Annotated in this window: 14 protein-coding genes and 1 pseudogene; 6 read left to right on the top strand and 9 right to left on the bottom strand. The window is 67.4% G+C overall.

All coding sequences use genetic code 11. The features are described 5' to 3' along the window. The first annotated feature begins 122 nt into the window (after nucleotides 1-122). Complete coding sequence (locus QZV94_RS13695) at nucleotides 123-2,513, top strand: M64 family metallopeptidase (RefSeq protein ID WP_293678462.1); 2,391 nt, start codon at nucleotides 123-125, stop codon at nucleotides 2,511-2,513. A gap of 139 nt (nucleotides 2,514-2,652) precedes the next feature. Next, complete coding sequence (locus QZV94_RS13690; protein WP_293678461.1) at nucleotides 2,653-3,108, top strand: MaoC family dehydratase; 456 nt, start codon at nucleotides 2,653-2,655, stop codon at nucleotides 3,106-3,108. Nucleotides 3,109-3,285: 177 nt separating this feature from the next. On the opposite strand, the gene QZV94_RS13685 is transcribed toward QZV94_RS13690, so the two are convergent. From QZV94_RS13685 to QZV94_RS13655, 7 genes are all read right to left on the bottom strand, one after another. Beyond that, the gene (locus QZV94_RS13685; RefSeq protein WP_293678460.1) at nucleotides 3,286-4,869 is read right to left on the bottom strand and encodes an amidohydrolase family protein; all 1,584 of its coding nucleotides are present in this window, start codon (nucleotides 4,867-4,869) and stop codon (nucleotides 3,286-3,288) included. Between the two features lie 382 nt (nucleotides 4,870-5,251). Next, on the bottom strand, nucleotides 5,252-7,156 hold the full coding sequence (locus tag QZV94_RS13680; protein WP_293678459.1) for a hybrid sensor histidine kinase/response regulator: 1,905 nt from the start codon (nucleotides 7,154-7,156) through the stop codon (nucleotides 5,252-5,254). Further along, nucleotides 7,138-7,731 carry a hypothetical protein gene (locus tag QZV94_RS13675; protein ID WP_293678458.1) on the bottom strand — a complete coding sequence of 198 codons (594 nt, stop codon included), beginning with the start codon at nucleotides 7,729-7,731 and terminating at the stop codon, nucleotides 7,138-7,140. Before QZV94_RS13675 ends, QZV94_RS13680 begins: the two co-directional genes overlap by 19 nt. Continuing rightward, nucleotides 7,728-8,972, bottom strand: coding sequence for a hypothetical protein (locus QZV94_RS13670; protein ID WP_293678457.1), 1,245 nt, complete (start codon nucleotides 8,970-8,972; stop codon nucleotides 7,728-7,730). The genes QZV94_RS13675 and QZV94_RS13670 overlap by 4 nt, the downstream gene beginning before the upstream one ends. Before the next feature lie 4 nt (nucleotides 8,973-8,976). After that, a complete protein-coding gene (locus QZV94_RS13665; protein WP_293678456.1) occupies nucleotides 8,977-9,180 on the bottom strand; it encodes a hypothetical protein in 204 nt (67 codons plus the stop codon). Then, nucleotides 9,177-9,569 (bottom strand): response regulator, encoded by a 393-nt coding sequence (locus tag QZV94_RS13660; protein WP_293678455.1) that lies wholly within the window; start codon nucleotides 9,567-9,569, stop codon nucleotides 9,177-9,179. The genes QZV94_RS13665 and QZV94_RS13660 overlap by 4 nt, the downstream gene beginning before the upstream one ends. A 395-nt stretch (nucleotides 9,570-9,964) precedes the next feature. After that, entirely contained in the window at nucleotides 9,965-13,228 is a 3,264-nt protein-coding gene (locus QZV94_RS13655; protein ID WP_293678454.1) for a carboxyl transferase domain-containing protein, read from the bottom strand. A 404-nt stretch (nucleotides 13,229-13,632) separates the two neighbouring features. Between QZV94_RS13655 and QZV94_RS13650 the strand changes: the two genes are divergently transcribed. After that, nucleotides 13,633-14,091 carry a MaoC family dehydratase gene (locus tag QZV94_RS13650; RefSeq protein WP_293678453.1) on the top strand — a complete coding sequence of 153 codons (459 nt, stop codon included), beginning with the start codon at nucleotides 13,633-13,635 and terminating at the stop codon, nucleotides 14,089-14,091. After that, nucleotides 14,088-14,981 (top strand): CoA ester lyase, encoded by an 894-nt coding sequence (locus QZV94_RS13645; RefSeq protein ID WP_293678452.1) that lies wholly within the window; start codon nucleotides 14,088-14,090, stop codon nucleotides 14,979-14,981. The genes QZV94_RS13650 and QZV94_RS13645 overlap by 4 nt, the downstream gene beginning before the upstream one ends. A 253-nt stretch (nucleotides 14,982-15,234) precedes the next feature. Here QZV94_RS13645 and QZV94_RS13640 read toward each other — a convergent pair whose 3' ends face one another. Further along, complete coding sequence (locus QZV94_RS13640; RefSeq protein ID WP_293678451.1) at nucleotides 15,235-16,548, bottom strand: PEPxxWA-CTERM sorting domain-containing protein; 1,314 nt, start codon at nucleotides 16,546-16,548, stop codon at nucleotides 15,235-15,237. A gap of 114 nt (nucleotides 16,549-16,662) precedes the next feature. Between QZV94_RS13640 and QZV94_RS13635 the strand changes: the two genes are divergently transcribed. After that, nucleotides 16,663-16,884, top strand: coding sequence for a hypothetical protein (locus tag QZV94_RS13635; RefSeq protein ID WP_293678450.1), 222 nt, complete (start codon nucleotides 16,663-16,665; stop codon nucleotides 16,882-16,884). A 30-nt stretch (nucleotides 16,885-16,914) separates the two neighbouring features. On the opposite strand, the pseudogene QZV94_RS25170 reads toward QZV94_RS13635, so the two are convergent. Further along, nucleotides 16,915-17,076: pseudogene (locus QZV94_RS25170) on the bottom strand (hypothetical protein); the annotation flags it as partial. 356 nt (nucleotides 17,077-17,432) lie between these two features. Between QZV94_RS25170 and QZV94_RS13630 the strand changes: the two are divergent. Next, a complete protein-coding gene (locus QZV94_RS13630; RefSeq protein ID WP_293678449.1) occupies nucleotides 17,433-17,867 on the top strand; it encodes a DUF2231 domain-containing protein in 435 nt (144 codons plus the stop codon). The last annotated feature ends 4 nt before the right edge of the window (nucleotides 17,868-17,871 follow it).

Below are 17,871 nucleotides of genomic sequence, written 5' to 3'. Positions count from 1 at the left end.
GGGCGGGCGATCTGATGTGCGGCGCCGGCGCCGGCGTCGGCACGACGGCCGCGACCTACTTTGAGGCCACATCCTGCTAGGACGGCGCCATTCATCGCCTGCTGTCCGGCGATGGCGACCTGGTGCGCGAGACGGTTGCCGCGGCGTTGCCGGAGTACGATGCGATCCTGGTGCTGGTGAACGGCGCGCTGCGGGGGGGCGCCGGCGGAACGATCGCCTGGCTTTCCGTTGCGTCTGGGGACTGGAAAGAAGTCGCGGTGCACGAGATGGGTCATGCCGTCTTCGGCCTGGCCGATGAGTACGACTATTACTCGACCGCCGCAGAGGCCGGGCACGACAACTATGTCGACGGCGAGCCCGGCGAGCCCAACGTCACCATCCAACCCGACCCGGCGATGGTGAAGTGGTCGGCGCTGGTCACCGCCGCGGCGACGTCGCCCACCATGAACAACGCCAATTGCGGCAACCCAAACAACGCGCCAAGTCCGGTCGGCAACGGCATCGTTGGCACCTTCGAGGGCGCTCGGTACTTCCACTGCGACATCTACCGGCCCGAATACGCCTGCATGATGCGCACCACGGGAAGCCCGTTCTGCGCCGTCTGCCGCCAGACGATCCGGAACTTCTTCGCGCCGTTCGCGGCGCCCTCGCCGACCACGGGGATCACGCTTGACACGCCGAGCCTCGACTACGCGGACACGCCGGTCGGAACCACCGCGCTGCGGGCAGCCACCTTCTCGGTAGAGGCCTGCGTCCCGGTCACCTTCGAGGTGATCGCGGCGCCGGGGTTGCCGTTCGCCGTGCATGGCGCGGCGCTCGTGACTTCGCTTCCCGCAGGCGGGCCGGTTCGCAAGGCCCGCGTGTTCTTCTCCTACGGCTGCACCGCGATCGGAACGTTCGCGAACGACACCGCAACGATCCGCTGTCTGGAGACCGGGCAGGTCTTCGTCGTGCCACTGAGCGGAAACTGCGTGCGGCGGCCCACCGTGGCGGTGCAACTCGTCCTCGATCGCTCCGGCAGCATGGTGGATGCGGTTCCTGGCTTTGGCGACAAGGCGAACCTGTTGCGCTTCGCGGCGAACGTGCTGGTGGATCTGCTTTACCCCGACACGGGCATCGGCCTGAATGCGTTCGACCAGGATCCCCACCCGCTAATGGATGTGCAACTGGCGGGCGCGGCGGGGATCGGAGCCGGGCGGCTCGCCGCGCGCGTGCAGATCGGCGGCTATGCGCCGAACCCCTTCGGCGGGACCGCCATCGGCGACGGCATCGAACTGGGCAAACAGAAACTCGACGCCGCCGGGTTCTTTGACGCCAAGGCGATGATCGTGCTGACGGACGGCATCGAGACGGCCTCCAAGCGCGTGTCCGAGGTGGCGGCCGGCGTGATCGGCCAGCGCGTTTTCGGCATCGGCCTGGGCACCGCCGACGGCGTCCAGCCGTCGACCCTCGAAGCGTTGGCCAGCAACACCGGCGGCTATCTGCTCATGACAGGGGCGGTGACCGAGGCCACGGCCTTCGAACTGGCGAAGTACTACCTGCAGATCCTCGCCGGCGTTACGAACAACGACATCGTGCTCGACCCGGAGGGGACGGCGCATCCCGGGCAGGTGGTCCGCATCCCATTCGACATCGTGGACGAGGATATCGAAGTCACCGCCGTCGTCATCGCGCAGCTCCCGCGCGCCCTGCGGATGGCCCTGGAAAGCCCGAATGGCGACCTCTTCACCGAAGCGGACGCCGCGACCGATCCGACCATCAGCTTCGCCTATGGCGAGAGCACCGTGCACCTGCGCGCCAGCCTGCCGATGCAGAAGGCCGGCCAGCCGTCGCATGGCGGCCGCTGGCACCTGCTGATGGTGCTGGACAAGCCGGGCCGGTTCGTCACCGGCGGACAGCTGTCGAGCGCGGCCGCCGCGTTCGCGGGGGCGGCGTTCGGGGGCCTGCGATACTCGGCGTCGATACTCGCCTACTCGAACGTCAAGCTAGCGGCCCGGCTGACGCAGGACAGCCTGGAGCCGGGCGCCACCCTGACGGTCACGGCGACGTTGACGCAGTCCTCACTGCCGTTCGAAGGCTTCGCGCACCTCTCCGCCGAGATCACCCGCCCCGACGGCAGTCTGACGACGGCGCCGATGACCCAAAGCGAGGCGGGCCGCTGGGAGTTGCTTCACCCGGCCACGGCCCCTGGGGTCTACCGCTTCCGCGTCCTGGCGCTCGGTCGCACCATCCACATCCCCGCGGCCGGTCGCCCCATCCGCAGCGGGCAACGCTTCACCCGCGAGCAAATTGTCACCGGCGCCGTCTGGCGAGGCGGCGACAGGCCTAGCGATCCTGGCGGCGATCCGGACGGCGGAAGAGACCCCGTCGTGGACCTGCTGTGCTGTCTGTTCAGCCACGGAGGCCTGAGGCCGGAGGCGCTAAAGCGGCTCGAGGCCCTCGGCGTCGACACGGAGCATCTCCGAAAGTGCATCGACGACCTATGCCGCCAGCAGAAGAAGCCGCCCGGCTGAGCCGATCCTGCCGTCGGAAGCACCGCTCTCAATGTCGGTTTTCCGGCGGCCATCCAACGCCTGCTAGTGGCGCAAGACGGACGTGCGGCCCTGGTTTTTCTGCTGGCGATGCATCGACGCCGACACTACTGCCCGACGCATGATCGAACCTCACCCGTCGGGCGGCTACATCCTGGATGAGCTCGTCATCGGCATGACTGCCGAAAAGCAGGTCATCGTCACAGAACAGCGGGTCGGCGAGTTCGCAGCCGCGTCGGACGATTTCAATCCGGTGCATATGGACGAGGCGTTCGCGTCCAAGACCGCCTACCGCGGTCGGATAGCGCACGGCTTGTTGTCGGCGTCCTTCGGCTCCGCCGTTGTGGGCACGATCCTGCCCGGCGCAGGCGCGATCTATCTCAGCCAGACCCTGAATTTCCACAAGCCGGTCCGTATCGGCGATCTTGCTTCCGCCCGGGTCACGGTCGCCACCATCGATGAGGCGGCAGCGCGAGTTGTCCTCCGCTGCGAAATCTACGTCGGGAGCGAACTCGTGATGGACGGCGAGGCCACCGTTCGCGTGCCACGCCGACGACGCATTCCAAAGTCCACCTAGTCGGTCAACCGCGGCATCCGGCGTTCACGCTTCGGCCCATTCGCGGGTCCGTTGTCGGGCTGCGGCCCGATGTCTCCCACTGGCGCGGGCCGGACGTCCTCCCCGCCTTCCGCTGCTGCTCTCAACGGGTCACCGCGAGACGAGGATCAACAGGCCGCCAGGATTCGCCGCACCACCTCAGATTCCAGCGTTCCGGACCATTCGTCCAGGTCGGGCGTCCGTGGGCGCGCCGTCACGCTGGATGGGCTCGCCCGCGACCAGGGTGGCGACATAGCCCGCGGCTTCCTGAGTGAGCCGCCGGCCGCCGGCCGGTAGGTCGCGCACCACGACCGGCGCCGAAAGCTTCAGCCTGTCGAGATCGATGACGTTGAGGTCGGCCTTAAGGCCGACGCGCCCGCAGATCAGGCCGTAGTGGGCTCCGCCATCACCAAGCGCGAGAACGGCGTTCTCACTTGTTAGCAGCTCTCTTATCTCGTCGAGGTTGCCTTTCGCGTACCCTGTTGCGGCGACCAACAGCTTCGCCCGTCCGCCGGCCTCGAGCAGCAGGTCGTAGGCCACCGACTCGGGAGAAACGCCTTTCGCGGCGGCCTGAGCGGCGACACTGGTGGATGGGTCGGGCTCGTAGTTGGCCGTTTCGCCCATCGGGAACATCCGGTTCCAGAGCCGCCCGACGGCGCCCGCCAGGGGATTGGCCGAACGCCCATCGAAGCCAAGCAGGGCTGCGCGCACCTCCGGCTTCTGCATTTCCGCGACGCGCTGCTCGAGTGGGAGCTTGGAGAGCCGCTCCACATAGAGGGGATGCGCGCTGAAAGCGTGGTGGTTCGTCTCCAGCCCGAGGATGATCCCGACCGGACGGTTGAAGACCTGGGCCTTCACGTCCCCGCCGCTGGCATTCTCGTCCCGGATTGAATCCATGACTTCGCGCCAGAGCCGGGGGCGGTTCTCTATCGGCACAAGGGTGTAAGACAGACGGCGACCCGCCGACCGCGCCACCCGGTGAAACAGCTCAAAATCTTCGATCCGAGGATCTTGGGTGACCGTGATCGCCTGCATCTGGCCCCTGCCGGCGTCGGCCATGCCCATTGCGATCGCGGTGAGCTCGGCTTCCTCTGCCGCCATCGAGGGGATTGGCTTCCCATCGCTGGCCTGGTGGAGGATGTTCCGGGAGGTGCCGAAACCCGCCGCGCCGGCTAGCATGGCCTCCTTGGTCAGCTGCCGCATAGCGGCGCGGTCCGCTTCGGTGGCCGGCTCGAGCCGCACCGCGCGCTCTCCCATGACAAAGACCCTAAGCGGGGAGTGCGGAAGCAGAACGGCGTAATCGATATCGTGCGGCTTACGCTCAATGGATTGGAGGAAGTCGGGGAAACTGTTCCAATCCCACGGCAGCCCCTCGGCCATCACCACCTCGGGGATGTCCTCTACCCCTTCCATCAGGCGCACAAGGTTCTCACGATCAGCCTCGCGGCACGGCGCGAAACCGACCCCGCAATTGCCGGTGACCACCGTGGTGACACCGTGGTTGGAGGACGGCGTCAGTCGATCGGACCAGGTCAGCTGGCCATCATAGTGGGTGTGCACATCTACAAACCCCGGCGTGACCAGCAGGCCTTTGGCGCCGATTTCCTCGCGCCCCGCGCCCAGATCCTTGCCGATAGCGGCGATGACGCCGTCGCTTATTCCGATGTCAGCATCCAGCAGGTCGCCGCCCGTCCCGTCGGCGATCGTTCCCCCCCGAATGACCCTGTCGAACTGCGCCGCCATAACAGCCTCCTCTTGCAGGGGTTGTGGTCCCGCTTATCAAATCCTGCCGGCGGGGCGCCCCTAATCGTGGTCCGCGACCTGCCGGCCCCGAGGGTTGTTCGCCTGGCGGACCAAGCGTCCGCACACGCCCATCCTCAAGTCGAACGTAGTCGAACGCCGGTGGCGCATCCTGCATGCTCGAACGGGCGCCTGCAACGCGCACCCTGGCCACGCCGACGGCAGTCGAAGGTCTGCTCTCCGCCCTGATCCGAATGTGGCCTTCTGGCGTCTGAGACGTTGGCTCAGAGTTCTGATGCAACCGCGACATTGACAGGTCTCGTCCGAGCGAAACCCTCGTTCCGGTGAGACCGGTGATTGTGAACATGGCGGGGTCGTGCGCGGCTCATGGCGTGGCCGACAACGCCCCCGCGACGGCCTCTGCGAGCTTGGCGCGCCGGTAGGGCTTCGCGAGGAACGCGTCTGCCGAGTTCATCCGCCCTTCCCGCAGGAAAGCGTCGTCGGTATAGCCAGAGGTGAACAGCACGGCGATGTCCGGGCGCAGCAAGCGGGCGTGGTCGGCGACTTGGCGGCCGTTCATCCCACCCGGCATGACGATGTCGGTCATGAGCAGGACGACGGACAAATCCGTCGCGACTACCTCCACCGCGGCGCGCCCATCGGCCACGGGCGTGACACGGTGCCCGAGGGCGCGGAGCTGTCGGGCGACTTGATCGCGCACCATGTGGTCGTCCTCGACCAAGAGGATGTGGACGACGGCGGCGGCGCCTGGCTGGACGCGGGCGGGCTCGGCGATGGCCGTTGCGGGTGCGCCTGTGCGGGGAAGGTACAGTTGGATCGTCGAGCCCTCGCCGGGCTTCGAGGTGATCGCGAGGTGGCCGCCGGATTGTTTGACGAAACCGTCCGCCATGCTCAGTCCCAGGCCGGAGCCCTGTCCCGGGACCTTCGTGGTGAAGAAGGGCTCGAGTGCGTGCTCCAGGATGTCCGGCGGCATGCCGGTCCCGTTGTCCCTCACGGAGATCGTCACGTACGGACCGGGCGCGACGCCCAGGCGGGCGGCCTCACCGGCCGCCAGATCGATCGGCGCGCTCTCCAAACAGAGTCGTCCGCCCAACGGCATGGCATCCCGTGCGTTGATGCAGAGGTTCAGCAGCGCCGAGGCCAGCTGCGAAGGGTCTGCGAAGCAGAAAAGCGCCAGCGCGCCATGAACCACCTGGACCTGCATATCCTCGCCGAGCACGCGACGGACCAGGCGCGCGAGACTCTCGAGCGCCTCGGCGATGTCCACCGCCTGGGGCGCTAGGGTCTGCTGGCGGGATATGGTGAGCAGGCTTCTTACGAGTTCCGCGCCGCGCTCGGCGGCATTCAACGTGAGTTCGGCCTCGCTGCGCAGCGGGTCGCTTGAGGGCAGCTTCTCCGCCAGCGTTTCGGCGCCTGCGGTGATGACGGTCAGGAGATTGTTGAAGTCGTGGGCGACCCCTGCCGTGAGACGGCCGACCGCTTCGAGGCGATCTCGGCGGCGAAGTGCGTCGCGCGCGAGCTTCTCCTCGTGGATGTCCGTGAGCGAGCCGACCCACTCGCTGATCTCTCCCGACCGCGCCCGCACGGGGGCGGCGCGCGACAGGCACCAGCGGTAAGCCCCCTGTTCTGTCCGGGCGCGGTACTCCATAACCAGAGTACGTCCCTTGGCGCGCGCCTCCGCCCATTCGGCCGCGGCGCCTTGCCGGTCGTCCGGATGAACCGCCTCCAGCCACTCGTCGCCCTTGAATGTCGTCGGAAAGGTCCACCACTTGCCTTCGGTGAACCCCTCCTCGCCGGACCAGCGCCAGACCAAGGAGGCGGTGGTCTCGACGAGCGCGCGATAGGCCTGTTCCGTGCGCGCCAGGGCCTCGCGTTCACGCGCCTGGCTGTCGATGTCCGAGATCAGGCCCAGCCAATGATCGGCCTCGCCGTCCTGCCCTGGAATCCGCGCGCCGCGGACCTGGAACCAGCGGTATTCCTCGCCTGCGAAGGCACGATAGGTAAACTCGGCGAAGCGGCGGGCCGACGCCTCTTGCAAGGCCGCGCGGACGCTCTCAACGTCATCCGGGTGGATGAGGTCAAGCCAGCCGCGACCCAACCAGTCCTGCAGTGACGCCGTGGTCTCGCGCGGCGCCAGGGCCCGCACATAGCCGTTCGCATCCGCCCGCCACGCCACCGCGCCGCTCGCTTCGGCGATGGCGCGGAAGAGGTGCAGCACCTCTTCCGGACACGAGTCCCGTTCCGCCGATTTCAGATCTTGTGCGTGCACGTCGGACAGACCCCATGACTCACCCGCACGTCGGCGGGCCCGCCCAGGCGGTAATAGGACTCGGAGGACACCCAACCACCCTCGTCCGGGGGCCAGGCCAATCGCTGGCAGAACCCGCACATGCGCACGAGCGGCACCGCAGCCTCGGCCCTCGCCCATTCGACGATCCGCTGGGGCTCGAACAGGCTCATCCAGGGGCGCGAGACGGCCGAGAGCACCTGGGACTGGTACAGGAGCCGCACGCGGCGGCCCGGTCCGGAGACCCGGCTGATCGACATCCGCATTCGCCGCCCCACCTCCGGCGCATCGCAACGGTACTCGAAGCCAAAATGGCCGCTCGGCTCGTCCAGCACCCGTCGATGGATCCTGCGATAGGCGTCCCGCACCTCTTCGCCCGCCATGGCGTCGAATACGCTGCGGCCGACGACGGCTGACGCGAGGGCGCGCTCCGCCGCGGCGGCGGTGGCGAACTCATCCCAGCGCGGTTCTCCCACTCTGAGGACGACGCCCTCGCCGTCGGTGACGTAGGCCAGCCCGTCGAGGGCGTTGAGGAAGGCCCGTTCCACCCCGCTCATGCCGCCGTGTCCCGGCCAAGCACATCCTGGGGCAGGACCCGCGCGGCCGCGGGGCGCTCGATCACGCCGCGAATCGCCTCGCCCGCGAGGTGGGTGAAGCCCGCGGACCAGGCCGCGAGCAGCAGGCTGCGGGATCCCAGGCCGTAGGCCACGCACTCGCGCGCGACATCGGCCGCGCTGGCCGCGAAACGGGCGAGCCGGACCTGGGCGCCGCGGTCGTCCGCCCCGATGTGCGTGGTGTCGAGAGAGACGCCGCTCAACCCGCAGCGCCGCCAGCCCGTGATGTCGCACGTCTCGTTGGCGGCGCGGGCGAGAACGGCGCGGCCATAGGGCGCCATCATGCTCGCCAGCTCGGCGAGCCGCCCGGGGGGAAACCCTTCCGGCAGTTGCTCCAGCTCCAGAATGAGGAAACGCCGGATCGGGGCTTCGAGTTGGCGCAACGCCTCGAGGATGCGGTAGCGCGAACTGCTATAGGTCATGGCCGCCAGGGGCACGCCGAGATGAAAGGCGACCGGCGCGTCCTGCGAGGCGGCGGCGTCAAGACCGTAGCGAAGGCTATGCAGGCACACGTCGGCCGCCATCCCCGGCGTGAGGTCCGACATGCTGCCATGGCGCGGCGCCTGCCCCGGGCGCGCGAAGGCCACGGTGGGCTGCAAGAGGAACGAGGCGACCGCGCGCGTGCGGACGTTCCAGACGGGCTCGGGCGACACCGTGACGTCGACGGTCTTGTCGCCGACGACGAGCTGGAAGCTCGCAGGACGGCTGAACGTCAGGCTGTCTCGCGGCGCGGCGACCATGCCCGGGTCCGATCCGGCCACGTCGGGCCCGCCGGGGTTCAACGGCGCAGCGCCCGGATCGATCGCCTCCACCTCCAGGGCGCCGTCCTGGAAGCCAGTCACCTGGAAAAGGCGCAGGTCGTCGGGCGTGGCCGCCCCCAGGAAGAACATGAGCGTCTCGCGAAGCAGGTTCGCGCTGACGCCAACAGCGGCGACGCGGCCGAGGTTGGGCTGCACGAGGACGAACTCGGCGTCGTTCAACGGGACGATGAGGTCGCCGGCCTGGCTCTGCCGCGAGAAGGCGCGCAGCACGAAGGCTTCCACCTGCTCTCGCTTGCGGGTCCATCGTCCGCCGGAGCGCTCGCGTATGGCCTCCAGGCTGATGATGTTGACCGAACCGGCCACGATGGCCGGCGCCACCTTGTCGAGGACCTCGCGCAGCGCAGTGGACGTGAGCCGTTCCACGGCCTCAGTCCTGGCTGGCGCTCGGTCCGAGGCGGGCCACGATCCCGGCGCCCTCCTCGGACAGGCCGATGATGGTCTCAAGCTCTGTCCGAAGCTGGAGCTCGCGCGCGTGATCCAGGGCGAGCTCCGCGGCCCCGAGGATCTTGCCGAGGAGGTTGTTCAGGGCATGACGCATCATGTTGAGTTCGTCGTCCGATGGTGGGCTCACACGTCGCTTCCGGCTGGGACGGCAAGCACCTTGGCGGACAGCGCGAGCAGGTCCGAAAGTCGGAAGGGCTTTGCGAGGGTCTCGTCTGCGCCCACGTGGCGCGCAAGGTCGAGGAAGTCCTGTGGCCCGACCCGATAGCCCCCGGAGATGGCGATGATCCGGAGCGCGGGGTGCGCCTTCCGCAGCGCGACGATGGTCTCGATGCCCTCGCGCGTCGGCATGATGAGGTCACAGACAACCAGGTCGAAATGCCCCTTGTCGAAGCGGAGCAGGCCCACCCGGCCGTCGGGCGCGGCGGCGACATCGAAGCCGGCGCCCTGGAAGGCTTGCGACATCTGCCGCAGCAATTCGAGATCGTCGTCGATCAGCAAAACGCGTTTCGGGTTCATGACTTACGCTCCCCCTGAACAGGTCGATACTTCGCGTCCGAAAGCCGAAACAATCGTTAAGGCTCGCCGAGCCACCCGCTGGCAGCTGGTGCGACACTCCCGCGCGGTCGGGGCGCTGACGGCGATAAGCCATCTGACCTGCCCGCGACCTCGGCAAGCGGTTCCATCCCCCAGCGCGCGCCCAACGTCGGCGACGGGCCCCGAGTAGACTTGCTGATTGCAGCTCACGTCAGGCGTGGGGCTACGCCGGCCCGATCCAATCGCTGTCGATGGGTTGGAGGGGAGCCTGCAGTTCGCAGATCACGCCCGTTGCAGCAAAGGCCAGTTGTCGTCGCCTATGAGGGCCGCGATCATTCGCGCAATAAAGCTGCAATGCCAGCGCAGGCGCCGGAATATCACCACGCGTCGATGTAGCGTCGGACCGACGTTCCCGGTCGGCGCGTCGGCAGTGCGGCGAATGTGGCGGCCACGATGCGGCGGGTCTCGGCCGGGTCAATGACGCCGTCGATTTCAAGGTGCGTCGCCATGTTGATGGCTTTCCCGCGCGCGTAGGATTGGGCGACCGCGCGCTGGTAATAGGCGTCGCGCTCCGCCAAGTCGGTGAACGCATCCAGTTCTTTCTTGTAACCCAGCTTCACGGCGCCCTCGAGGCCCATGCCGCCGAACTCGCCCGAGGGCCAGGAGAAGTTGAAGAGCGGCGAGTGATAACCGCCTGCCGTCATACCCTGGGCGCCCAGGCCGTAGCCCTTGCGAATCGTAACTGAGACGAACGGCACGGTGAGCGAAGCGCCGGCCAGCATCATCCGGCACACGTGGCGCACCTGGGCGCGCGCTTCGACCTCAAGCCCCACCATGAAGCCCGGCGTATCGACGAGGGACAGGATCGGCAGGCCATGCGCTTCGCAGAGGCGCATGAAGCGCGCCGCCTTGTCTGCCGCGTCTGCATCGATCGCGCCGGAAAGATGTTTCGGATCATTTGCAAGGAGGCCAAAGGGGCGGCCCTCGATGCGGGCGAGAGCGGTGATGACGGGTTTGCCGAAATCATGTCGCAGCTCAAGAGCACTGCCGGTGTCTGCCAGGAGATCAATGACCTCGCGCATGTCGTAGATGCGCAGCCGGTTTTCCGGGATGACGTGGCGCAGGCGCCGCTGGTCGGCGGCGGTCCAATCCGGCATCGCCCCCTGGAAGAACGCGAGATATTTGCGCGCAACCTGCGTCGCTTCGACCTCGTCCTCAACCGAGACATCGATGACGCCATTCTTGCGCTGGATGGCGGCCGGGCCGACATCTTTTGGCGAGTGCACTCCGAGGCCGCCGCCCTCGATCATTGCGGGGCCTCCCATACCGATATTGCAGTCCTTGGTCGCGATGATGACGTCGCAGCAGCCGAGCAGCGCGGCATTGCCGGCGAAGCAGAAGCCGGCCGTGATACCGACCAGTGGCTGTTGGCCGGAAAGTGCGGCGAAGGTTGCGAAGGTCGGCACATCGAGGCCCGCGACGCCCGGAAAGTCGGTATCGCCCGGCCGCCCGCCGCCACCTTCGCAGTAGAAGACGACGGGTGTCCGCCATGCTGCCGCCTCTTCCAGCAGCCGATCCGTCTTGGAATGGTTATAGGCGCCCTGAGTGCCGGCGAGGACGCTGGCGTCATAGGCCAGGACTGCCGTGCGCGCGCGCTCAGGCGAGAAATGCTGGCCATTGACGCTAGCGAAGCCGGTGATGATGCCGTCGCCGGGCGTGTTTTTGATAAGGTCGTCCACGCTGCGGCGGCGGCGCTGCGCCGCGATCGCATAGGCGCCATATTCAACGAGGCTTCCAGGATCGATGAGATTCTCGATATTCTCGCGCGCCATCAACTGACCGCGGGCCCGGCGGCGGGCGACGGCCTCAGGTCGGTTCTTTACGAGCAGAAATTCGTCGCGGGCGAGCACCTCGGCGAGGTCCGGGCGGATGGCGTCGAGATCGAGTTCGCGCTCTTCATCGGTTTCATCGGGGGCGACATCGCCTTCTGCGATGAAGAGGAGCGGCGCGCCTTCGCCAAGCGCCGCCTTCGGCGTCGCGACGAGCCGTTGCACCGTGCCGGCGAGGTCGGCGGTGACAACGTGCTCCATCTTCATCGCTTCCAGCACGGCAATGGGCTTGCCGACCCATACCCTCTCCCCCTCCGCCACCTCAAAGGAAACGAGAACGCCAGCCATCGGGGCCACCATGGCCGCGAGCCCCGGCGGCGCCGCGGTGGCTTCGGGCGGGAGCGCATCATTAGCGCCATGGATCGCGAGCTCCCGGCGCCCGGGATGGCGCGCGGCGAGTTCCGGGGGGTGGCGCTCGATAAAGCGTGGGTCGACGGCTCCTGAGAGGAATTCGGGCCGGGCGGCGATGTTTCGCTGAAGGTCGAGATTGTTCGCGATACCCACGACATGAAAGTCGCTGAGGGCGCGCTGCAGCCGCTTCACCGCGGCCGCGAAGTCACCGGGTGCGTGGACGATCAGCTTGGCAATGAGGGAGTCGTAGCTGGGGCTGATCAAAGCGCCGGTATAGACGCCCGCATCGACGCGGATGCCCAGCCCAGACGGAGGATCGAAGATGGCCAGGGTTCCGGCGGATGATCGCGTGCTGCCGTCCGCCTGCAGTGTCTCGGCGTTGATCCGCGCCTGGATGGAATGGCCGCGCGGCTGCGGGGGGTTCGCAGGGTCGAGATTTAGGTCCGCAAGGCGCGCGCCACCGGCGATAGCTATCTGCGCCGCGACGAGATCGACGCCGGTCACCGCTTCGGTGACCGTGTGCTCCACCTGGACACGGGCGTTCGCCTCCATGAAGGCGCAAGCGCCGGGCGCGTCGGCATCCACGAGGAACTCGAAGGTGCCGAGGCCCTTATAGCGGGCCGCCGTCGCTAGCTTGAGCGCATCGGCGATGAGGCGTGAACGCAGGTCGGCCGATATGAACGGGCTGGGGGCCAGTTCGACGATCTTCTGGTTGCGACGCTGAAGCGAACATTCCCGTTCGCCCAGCGCGATCACATGATCCCCATCGCCAAGGACCTGGATTTCGATGTGCCTGGCGCGGGGCATGAAGCATTCAACGTACACATCTGCCGAACCGAACGCGGCCTGGGCCTCGGAGCGACAGCGGGCATAAGCCTGGTCGAGTTCGCCGACTTCCATCACGGCGCGCATGCCGCGTCCGCCGCCGCCGGCAATGGCCTTGATCATGAGGGGCCCGTTGGCGGCGAAGAAGGCACGGGCTTCTTCCAGCAAGACCGGGCCTTCGCTGCCCAGTAGCAAGGCGACGTCATGCCGCCGGGCCAGCTCGCGGGCGCGAGATTTGTCGCCGAAAAGCTCAAGAGTTTCGGGCGAGGGACCGATGAAGACGAGCCCAGCATCGCCACAGGCGCGGGCGAAAGCGGCATTTTCGCTCAGGAAGCCGTAGCCTGGATGGACGGCATCACAGCCGGCCAGCTTGGCCGCCTCCACGATCGCTGCGATGTCGAGGTAGGCGCGCGCACCGGCGCCGGGAAGAAGTATCGCTTCGTCCGCGGAGACGACATGGAGCGAGCCGGAATCGTCAGCGGGGTGAACGGCGACCGTAGCGATGCCGAGATCGGCCGCGGCACGGGCCACGCGAACGGCAATCTCGCCGCGATTGGCTATGAGGATCTTATGCAAGCTTTCCCTCGGCGTGGCTTCTGTCTGCTGGGTTGGATTATGGAACTGTTTGGTTGGACTATGGAACGTGCGCCGGTCGGTTGCGATAGCAAGCGAGCGAGGGGAGCGGATAGCTCAGGCCGAGGGTCGAGGGACAGTCGAGCCGTGTAGATCGGTTTGCTCCGACCTCGCCGGGATAGCCGCGCCAGTTCTCCCGCAATTCCGCCCGTTGGGTCCGAGCACGGATATCGGAGCCCGGTTTGCCGGGTGGGTGGCGGTCCGGGCCCCCAACTCAGTTGGAACGGTGCAGGCTGGATACAAGAAGACTCCAGCGCCGGATTTCGCGGTACCGTGAGACCGGTGTCAGCCGCACCCTCGCAGGGCTGTGCGAGCGCGCGCACGCGTGGCAGCGGAGGTTGAAGGAAATGACAGGCAAGTGGTTCGACGAGCTGCAGATCGGGCAGACCTTCGAGCATCCCATCCGCCGAACGGTGACCGAGACCGACAACGTCCTCTTCTCGTCGATGACCCACAACCCGGCGCGGCTGCACCTCGATGAAGAATACTGCCGGACCGAGAGCGAGTTCGGGCAGCGCGTCGTCAACAGCGCCTTCACACTGGGGCTCATGGTCGGCATCTCGGTCGGCGACACGACGCTGGGCACCGCCGTCGCCAACCTGGGCTGGGACGAGGTCCGCTTCCCCAAGCCGCTCTTTCATGGCGACACGGTCCGGGTGACGACCGAGATCATCGATCTGCGCGAGAGCCGCACACGGCCTGATCAGGGCATCGTGGTTTTCCTCCACAAGGCCTTCAACCAGCACGGTGACCTGGTGGCGCACTGCAAGCGCAGCGGGCTGCAGCGCAAGAAGCCGGCATCGTGACGGTGCGGTCCCTCCTGTTCATTCCGGGCGACAGCGAGAAGAAGCTCGCCAAGGCGGAAAGCTTCGCGGCGGACGCGCTGATCCTGGACCTTGAGGATTCCGTGGCCCCGGCCGCCAAGCCCGACGCCCGCGAGCGGGTCGCCGCCTACCTGAAGGACCGCCCGGTCGGGAGACGGACCGCGAAGCTCTGGGTGCGGATCAATCCGCTCGAGTCTCCGCAAGCGCTGGCGGACCTGGCCGCTGTGGCCGTTGCGGCGCCTGACGGGATCATGCTGCCCAAGGCCGCGGGTCCCGCCGACGTCGCGCGGCTCGGCCACTTTCTTGACGCCCTGGAGCAGGTCGGCGACATCCCGCCCGGCTCGATCCGGATACTTCCGATCGTGACGGAGGTCCCGACCGCGCCGTTCCGGCTCGGCGACTACGCGGAGGCGGGCCTTCCACGCCTGTGGGGACTGACCTGGGGCGCGGAGGACCTCGCCGCGGCGATCGGCGCCAGCACCAATCTCGATCCCGCCGGCGGCTGGGCGTTCACCTATCAGATGGTGCGCTCGCTGACCCTGCTGGCCGCCCATGCCGCGGGTGTACAGGCCATCGAGACCCTCTACGTGGACTTCAGGGACAGCGAAGGCCTGGCCGCGTCGTGCGCGGCGGCGCGGCGAGAGGGCTTCACGGGTCGGATCGCCATTCACCCGGCGCAGGTCGCGGTGATCAACGCCGGCTTCACCCCGTCGGCAGTCGAAACCGCGGAAGCGCGTCGCGTGATCGACGCGTTTGCGGCGGCCGGGGGCGCCGGGACGGTGGGCCTGGACGGCCGCATGCTGGACATCCCGCACCTGAAGCAGGCGCAGCGGACGCTCGCCGCGGCCGAAGCTCATGCGCACCCTCTATGAGGGGCCACAGCTCTGGCCTGCAAAGCGTCCACCTCACATCAACCCCGCGTGGCCGCTCCCTCGGAAGTTTGACCAGTCGGGCGCCGACCGATGTGAAGCTTGGATCGAACGTGTTGCTCTAGCTCGCATCGTGGCTCGTCAGGAAGAGCAGCGAGAAGGTGATCGCCGCGCTTGAACGTCCGCTTCCGGGGCCTCGGTTGGCGACTTTGGGAAGGTTTGTTGACGGGTTAAGCGCCGTGGGACGATTCCGACGTCAGCGGCACATTGGCGCTAATTGACACCATCCCGCGCGTCGCCGCCGCAGGGCCACGCCCATGCTGCCGAAGCCCACCAAGAGTAGCGCCCACGACTGCGGCTCGGGCACGACGCCGCCGCCGGTGGGGATAGGCATGAACCCGGGCGCAGTCAGATCCTGCCCGAGGTTGATGCGGTATCGGCCGCCTTGCGTGGCGGTGCCGCTGAACACCAGCCTGTAGTTGCCGATCAGCCCATCCACGGCGAAGTTCGAGAATGCCTGTCCGTCGGTGACGCCCATGAAGCTGTCGGAGGCCACGAGCATGTTGGCCGCATCGAACAGGTCGACGTTGACGCCGATGGTTCGCAGATCGCCGGGTGCGACGAGCCATGTGATCCCGCCAGAGAGCGGGCCGCCGGTCAGCGTCAGGTTCGCCACGTTGAAGATCGAGCCGCTCTCACCGAACACACCATCGATCAGCAGGGAGTCGCCATGGTCGAAGACGCGGCCGTAGAACTTGCCGCCCGACAACGTGTCGAACAGCGAGACTTCGGGGGAAGTCGGCACGACCGGCGTCGGCGGGGTCGGCGGAGGCGCCGCGCCCGCGGCCAAGTCCACCTGGTAACGCCCGCCCTCCAGAGCCGTCCCGGTGAATTGCAGCGTGTAGACGGCGCCAACGGTCAGGCCTGAGGTGGAGAACTGAGACGCCGCCAGATCACCGCTCACGCCGCTGAACACGTCGGAGGCGACGAGGTTGTTCGCCGCATCGAAGAGATCGATGTTCACGCCGATGGTGCGGACCTCAGGCGGCGCGACCCGCCAGCCGGCGCTCATCGACAGATCGCTCGATCCGGCGACGAAGGTGAACGTCTGCCCCAAGGCGCCGCCGTTTCGATCCGGAATGAGGCCGTCCAACCGAACGGGCGTGCTGGCGTCGATCGCTGTAAGCAGCCTCTTGTTCTCGTTGAAGGTGTCGTAGGTGAGCGTCACTGGCGCCCCGTGCGCCGTTGCGGCGATCGCTGTCGCCATCAAGGCGCCAAGATAGAGAGCTTTGCGCATCATCAACTCCCAGAACCTCGTCCAAGCGATGTCGCCGACGTGGAGGCAGCGAGGGGACTTTGCCTGCTGGTGAAGGAAGCGCAACAGGCGACCGCAAATTCCTGTAGCATGGCCCCTCGGGCTGGACTGATCGCTTCCCCTGAGAGGCGACCAGCGGCTAGCAAGTGCATCGGTGCGAGCACGAGGATCGGGAGGGACATAGCCCGACCACGAAGGTCCCTTCTCGGCTTCCAACTCAATGTCAGGTGTTGCCGCATTGCGGTCCTTCTCCACCTAAGAGCCTCTCCACCAGGCGCCTGCGAGGGTTGCGGCGTCGAGCGTCGGAGGGGTCGAGGCCGCCCTTCGCCATCCATCCCAGGGTGACGTCAGCCGATCTGCGAGCGCCGGGTGATCGCGGACGAGATTGACGACGACGAACCACATGCCAGCCGCCTCACCGCCGTGTGCCAGGCTGTCGGCGCTGAGTCCGCCAGCCCGGCAAGCCTTCCAGGCTTCGTGGCCGGTCATGAACAGGGCGGAGGGGGCATCGTCCGCCGCGATACGGATCGCGAGCGCGCGCTGGAGAACTGGATCCAGCTGGGCGTCGATTCGACGCCAGCGTCCGCTTGACCAGAGTTCGCAGAACCAGTGGTCCTCCCATGGCGAGCCCCCGAAACAGGCGGCAAAGCCGCAGCGCACTCGGGCGGCATGCCCGCGCTGGCGAAAGGTCGAGCAGGCGAGCGTTGCGTAGTCTCGGCAGGCGCCGACGGACCGCGCGTGAGGGAGGCGCGGCGCTGTGAGGGGTCGCGGGGCGACGCTCAGCAGTTCGTCCAGCCGGCGCTTGCGGAGAGCGTTTCGCGGCTGAACGGCTATGCCGTGACACCGTAGTGCTCCATCGCCTCACCATGGATCAGCAGCGATTGGATGGCGGCGACGACGGACGCAGGCTCATCGCCGATCGCCCTGAGGCGCGCCGCGTGTCGCCCGGGAGAGGTGAAAGCCGTCTGCTGTATCCAAGGTCGCATGTGCCGAACATGAGACGCTGCGGCAGGTGAGGGGCAACAACGAATTGCAGCGCTCGCCTCGGAGAGCTGTCGGTCGCAGCGGTAGGGCGAACGACCGGAACTGATTGGGCGCCGGTGAATTCGTCCATGCGGGAAGCGCCGCCGAGGAGCCGCATGCACGGGTCGAGTCGACCGCCGAGATCGGTCCTGAAGGCTGGGAACCGCCTGCTGCTGGCGTTCCCAATCGCCCTCTTCGTCTTCGCCCTGGCGACGGACATCACCTATTTGCGGACGGCCGAGCTGCAGTGGACGAACTTCTCCGCCTGGTCGATCGCCATCGCTTTGGTCTCCGGCGCCCTGGCGCTGGCGTTCGCGCTCGTGGGCGCCCTGTTCAGCTTTCGGTCTCGCCGTCGGGGCCCGCGCCTGCTGTACGCCGCGGCACTCGCGGTGATGTGCATCCTGGGGCTGATCAACGCCTTCAAGCACAGCCAGGACGGTTGGAGCTCGGTAGGCTTTTTCGGCGTCGTGTTGTCGGCCCTCACCGCCGGCGCGGCCCTGCTCGCTGGCGTGATCGCCTATTCGGGCGCCCTGGACGAACGGGCCGCGTGATGAT

Source organism: uncultured Phenylobacterium sp. (assembly GCF_902826855.1).
Classification (GTDB): domain Bacteria; phylum Pseudomonadota; class Alphaproteobacteria; order Caulobacterales; family Caulobacteraceae; genus Phenylobacterium.
The sequence above is the reverse complement of the archived record's forward strand: the minus strand, read 5'-3'. Positions and strand labels throughout refer to the sequence as shown.

What these genes read in the sequence shown, in the direction of transcription:
- QZV94_RS13690 (WP_293678461.1), top strand. Translation starts at nt 2,653, where the DNA reads ATGATCGAACCTCACCCGTCGGGCGGCTACATCCTGGATGAGCTCGTC.
- QZV94_RS13685 (WP_293678460.1), bottom strand. Translation starts at nt 4,869, where the DNA reads ATGGCGGCGCAGTTCGACAGGGTCATTCGGGGGGGAACGATCGCCGAC.
- QZV94_RS13675 (WP_293678458.1), bottom strand. Translation starts at nt 7,731, where the DNA reads ATGAGCGGGGTGGAACGGGCCTTCCTCAACGCCCTCGACGGGCTGGCC.
- QZV94_RS13660 (WP_293678455.1), bottom strand. Translation starts at nt 9,569, where the DNA reads ATGAACCCGAAACGCGTTTTGCTGATCGACGACGATCTCGAATTGCTG.
- QZV94_RS13650 (WP_293678453.1), top strand. Translation starts at nt 13,633, where the DNA reads ATGACAGGCAAGTGGTTCGACGAGCTGCAGATCGGGCAGACCTTCGAG.
- QZV94_RS13630 (WP_293678449.1), top strand. Translation starts at nt 17,433, where the DNA reads ATGCACGGGTCGAGTCGACCGCCGAGATCGGTCCTGAAGGCTGGGAAC.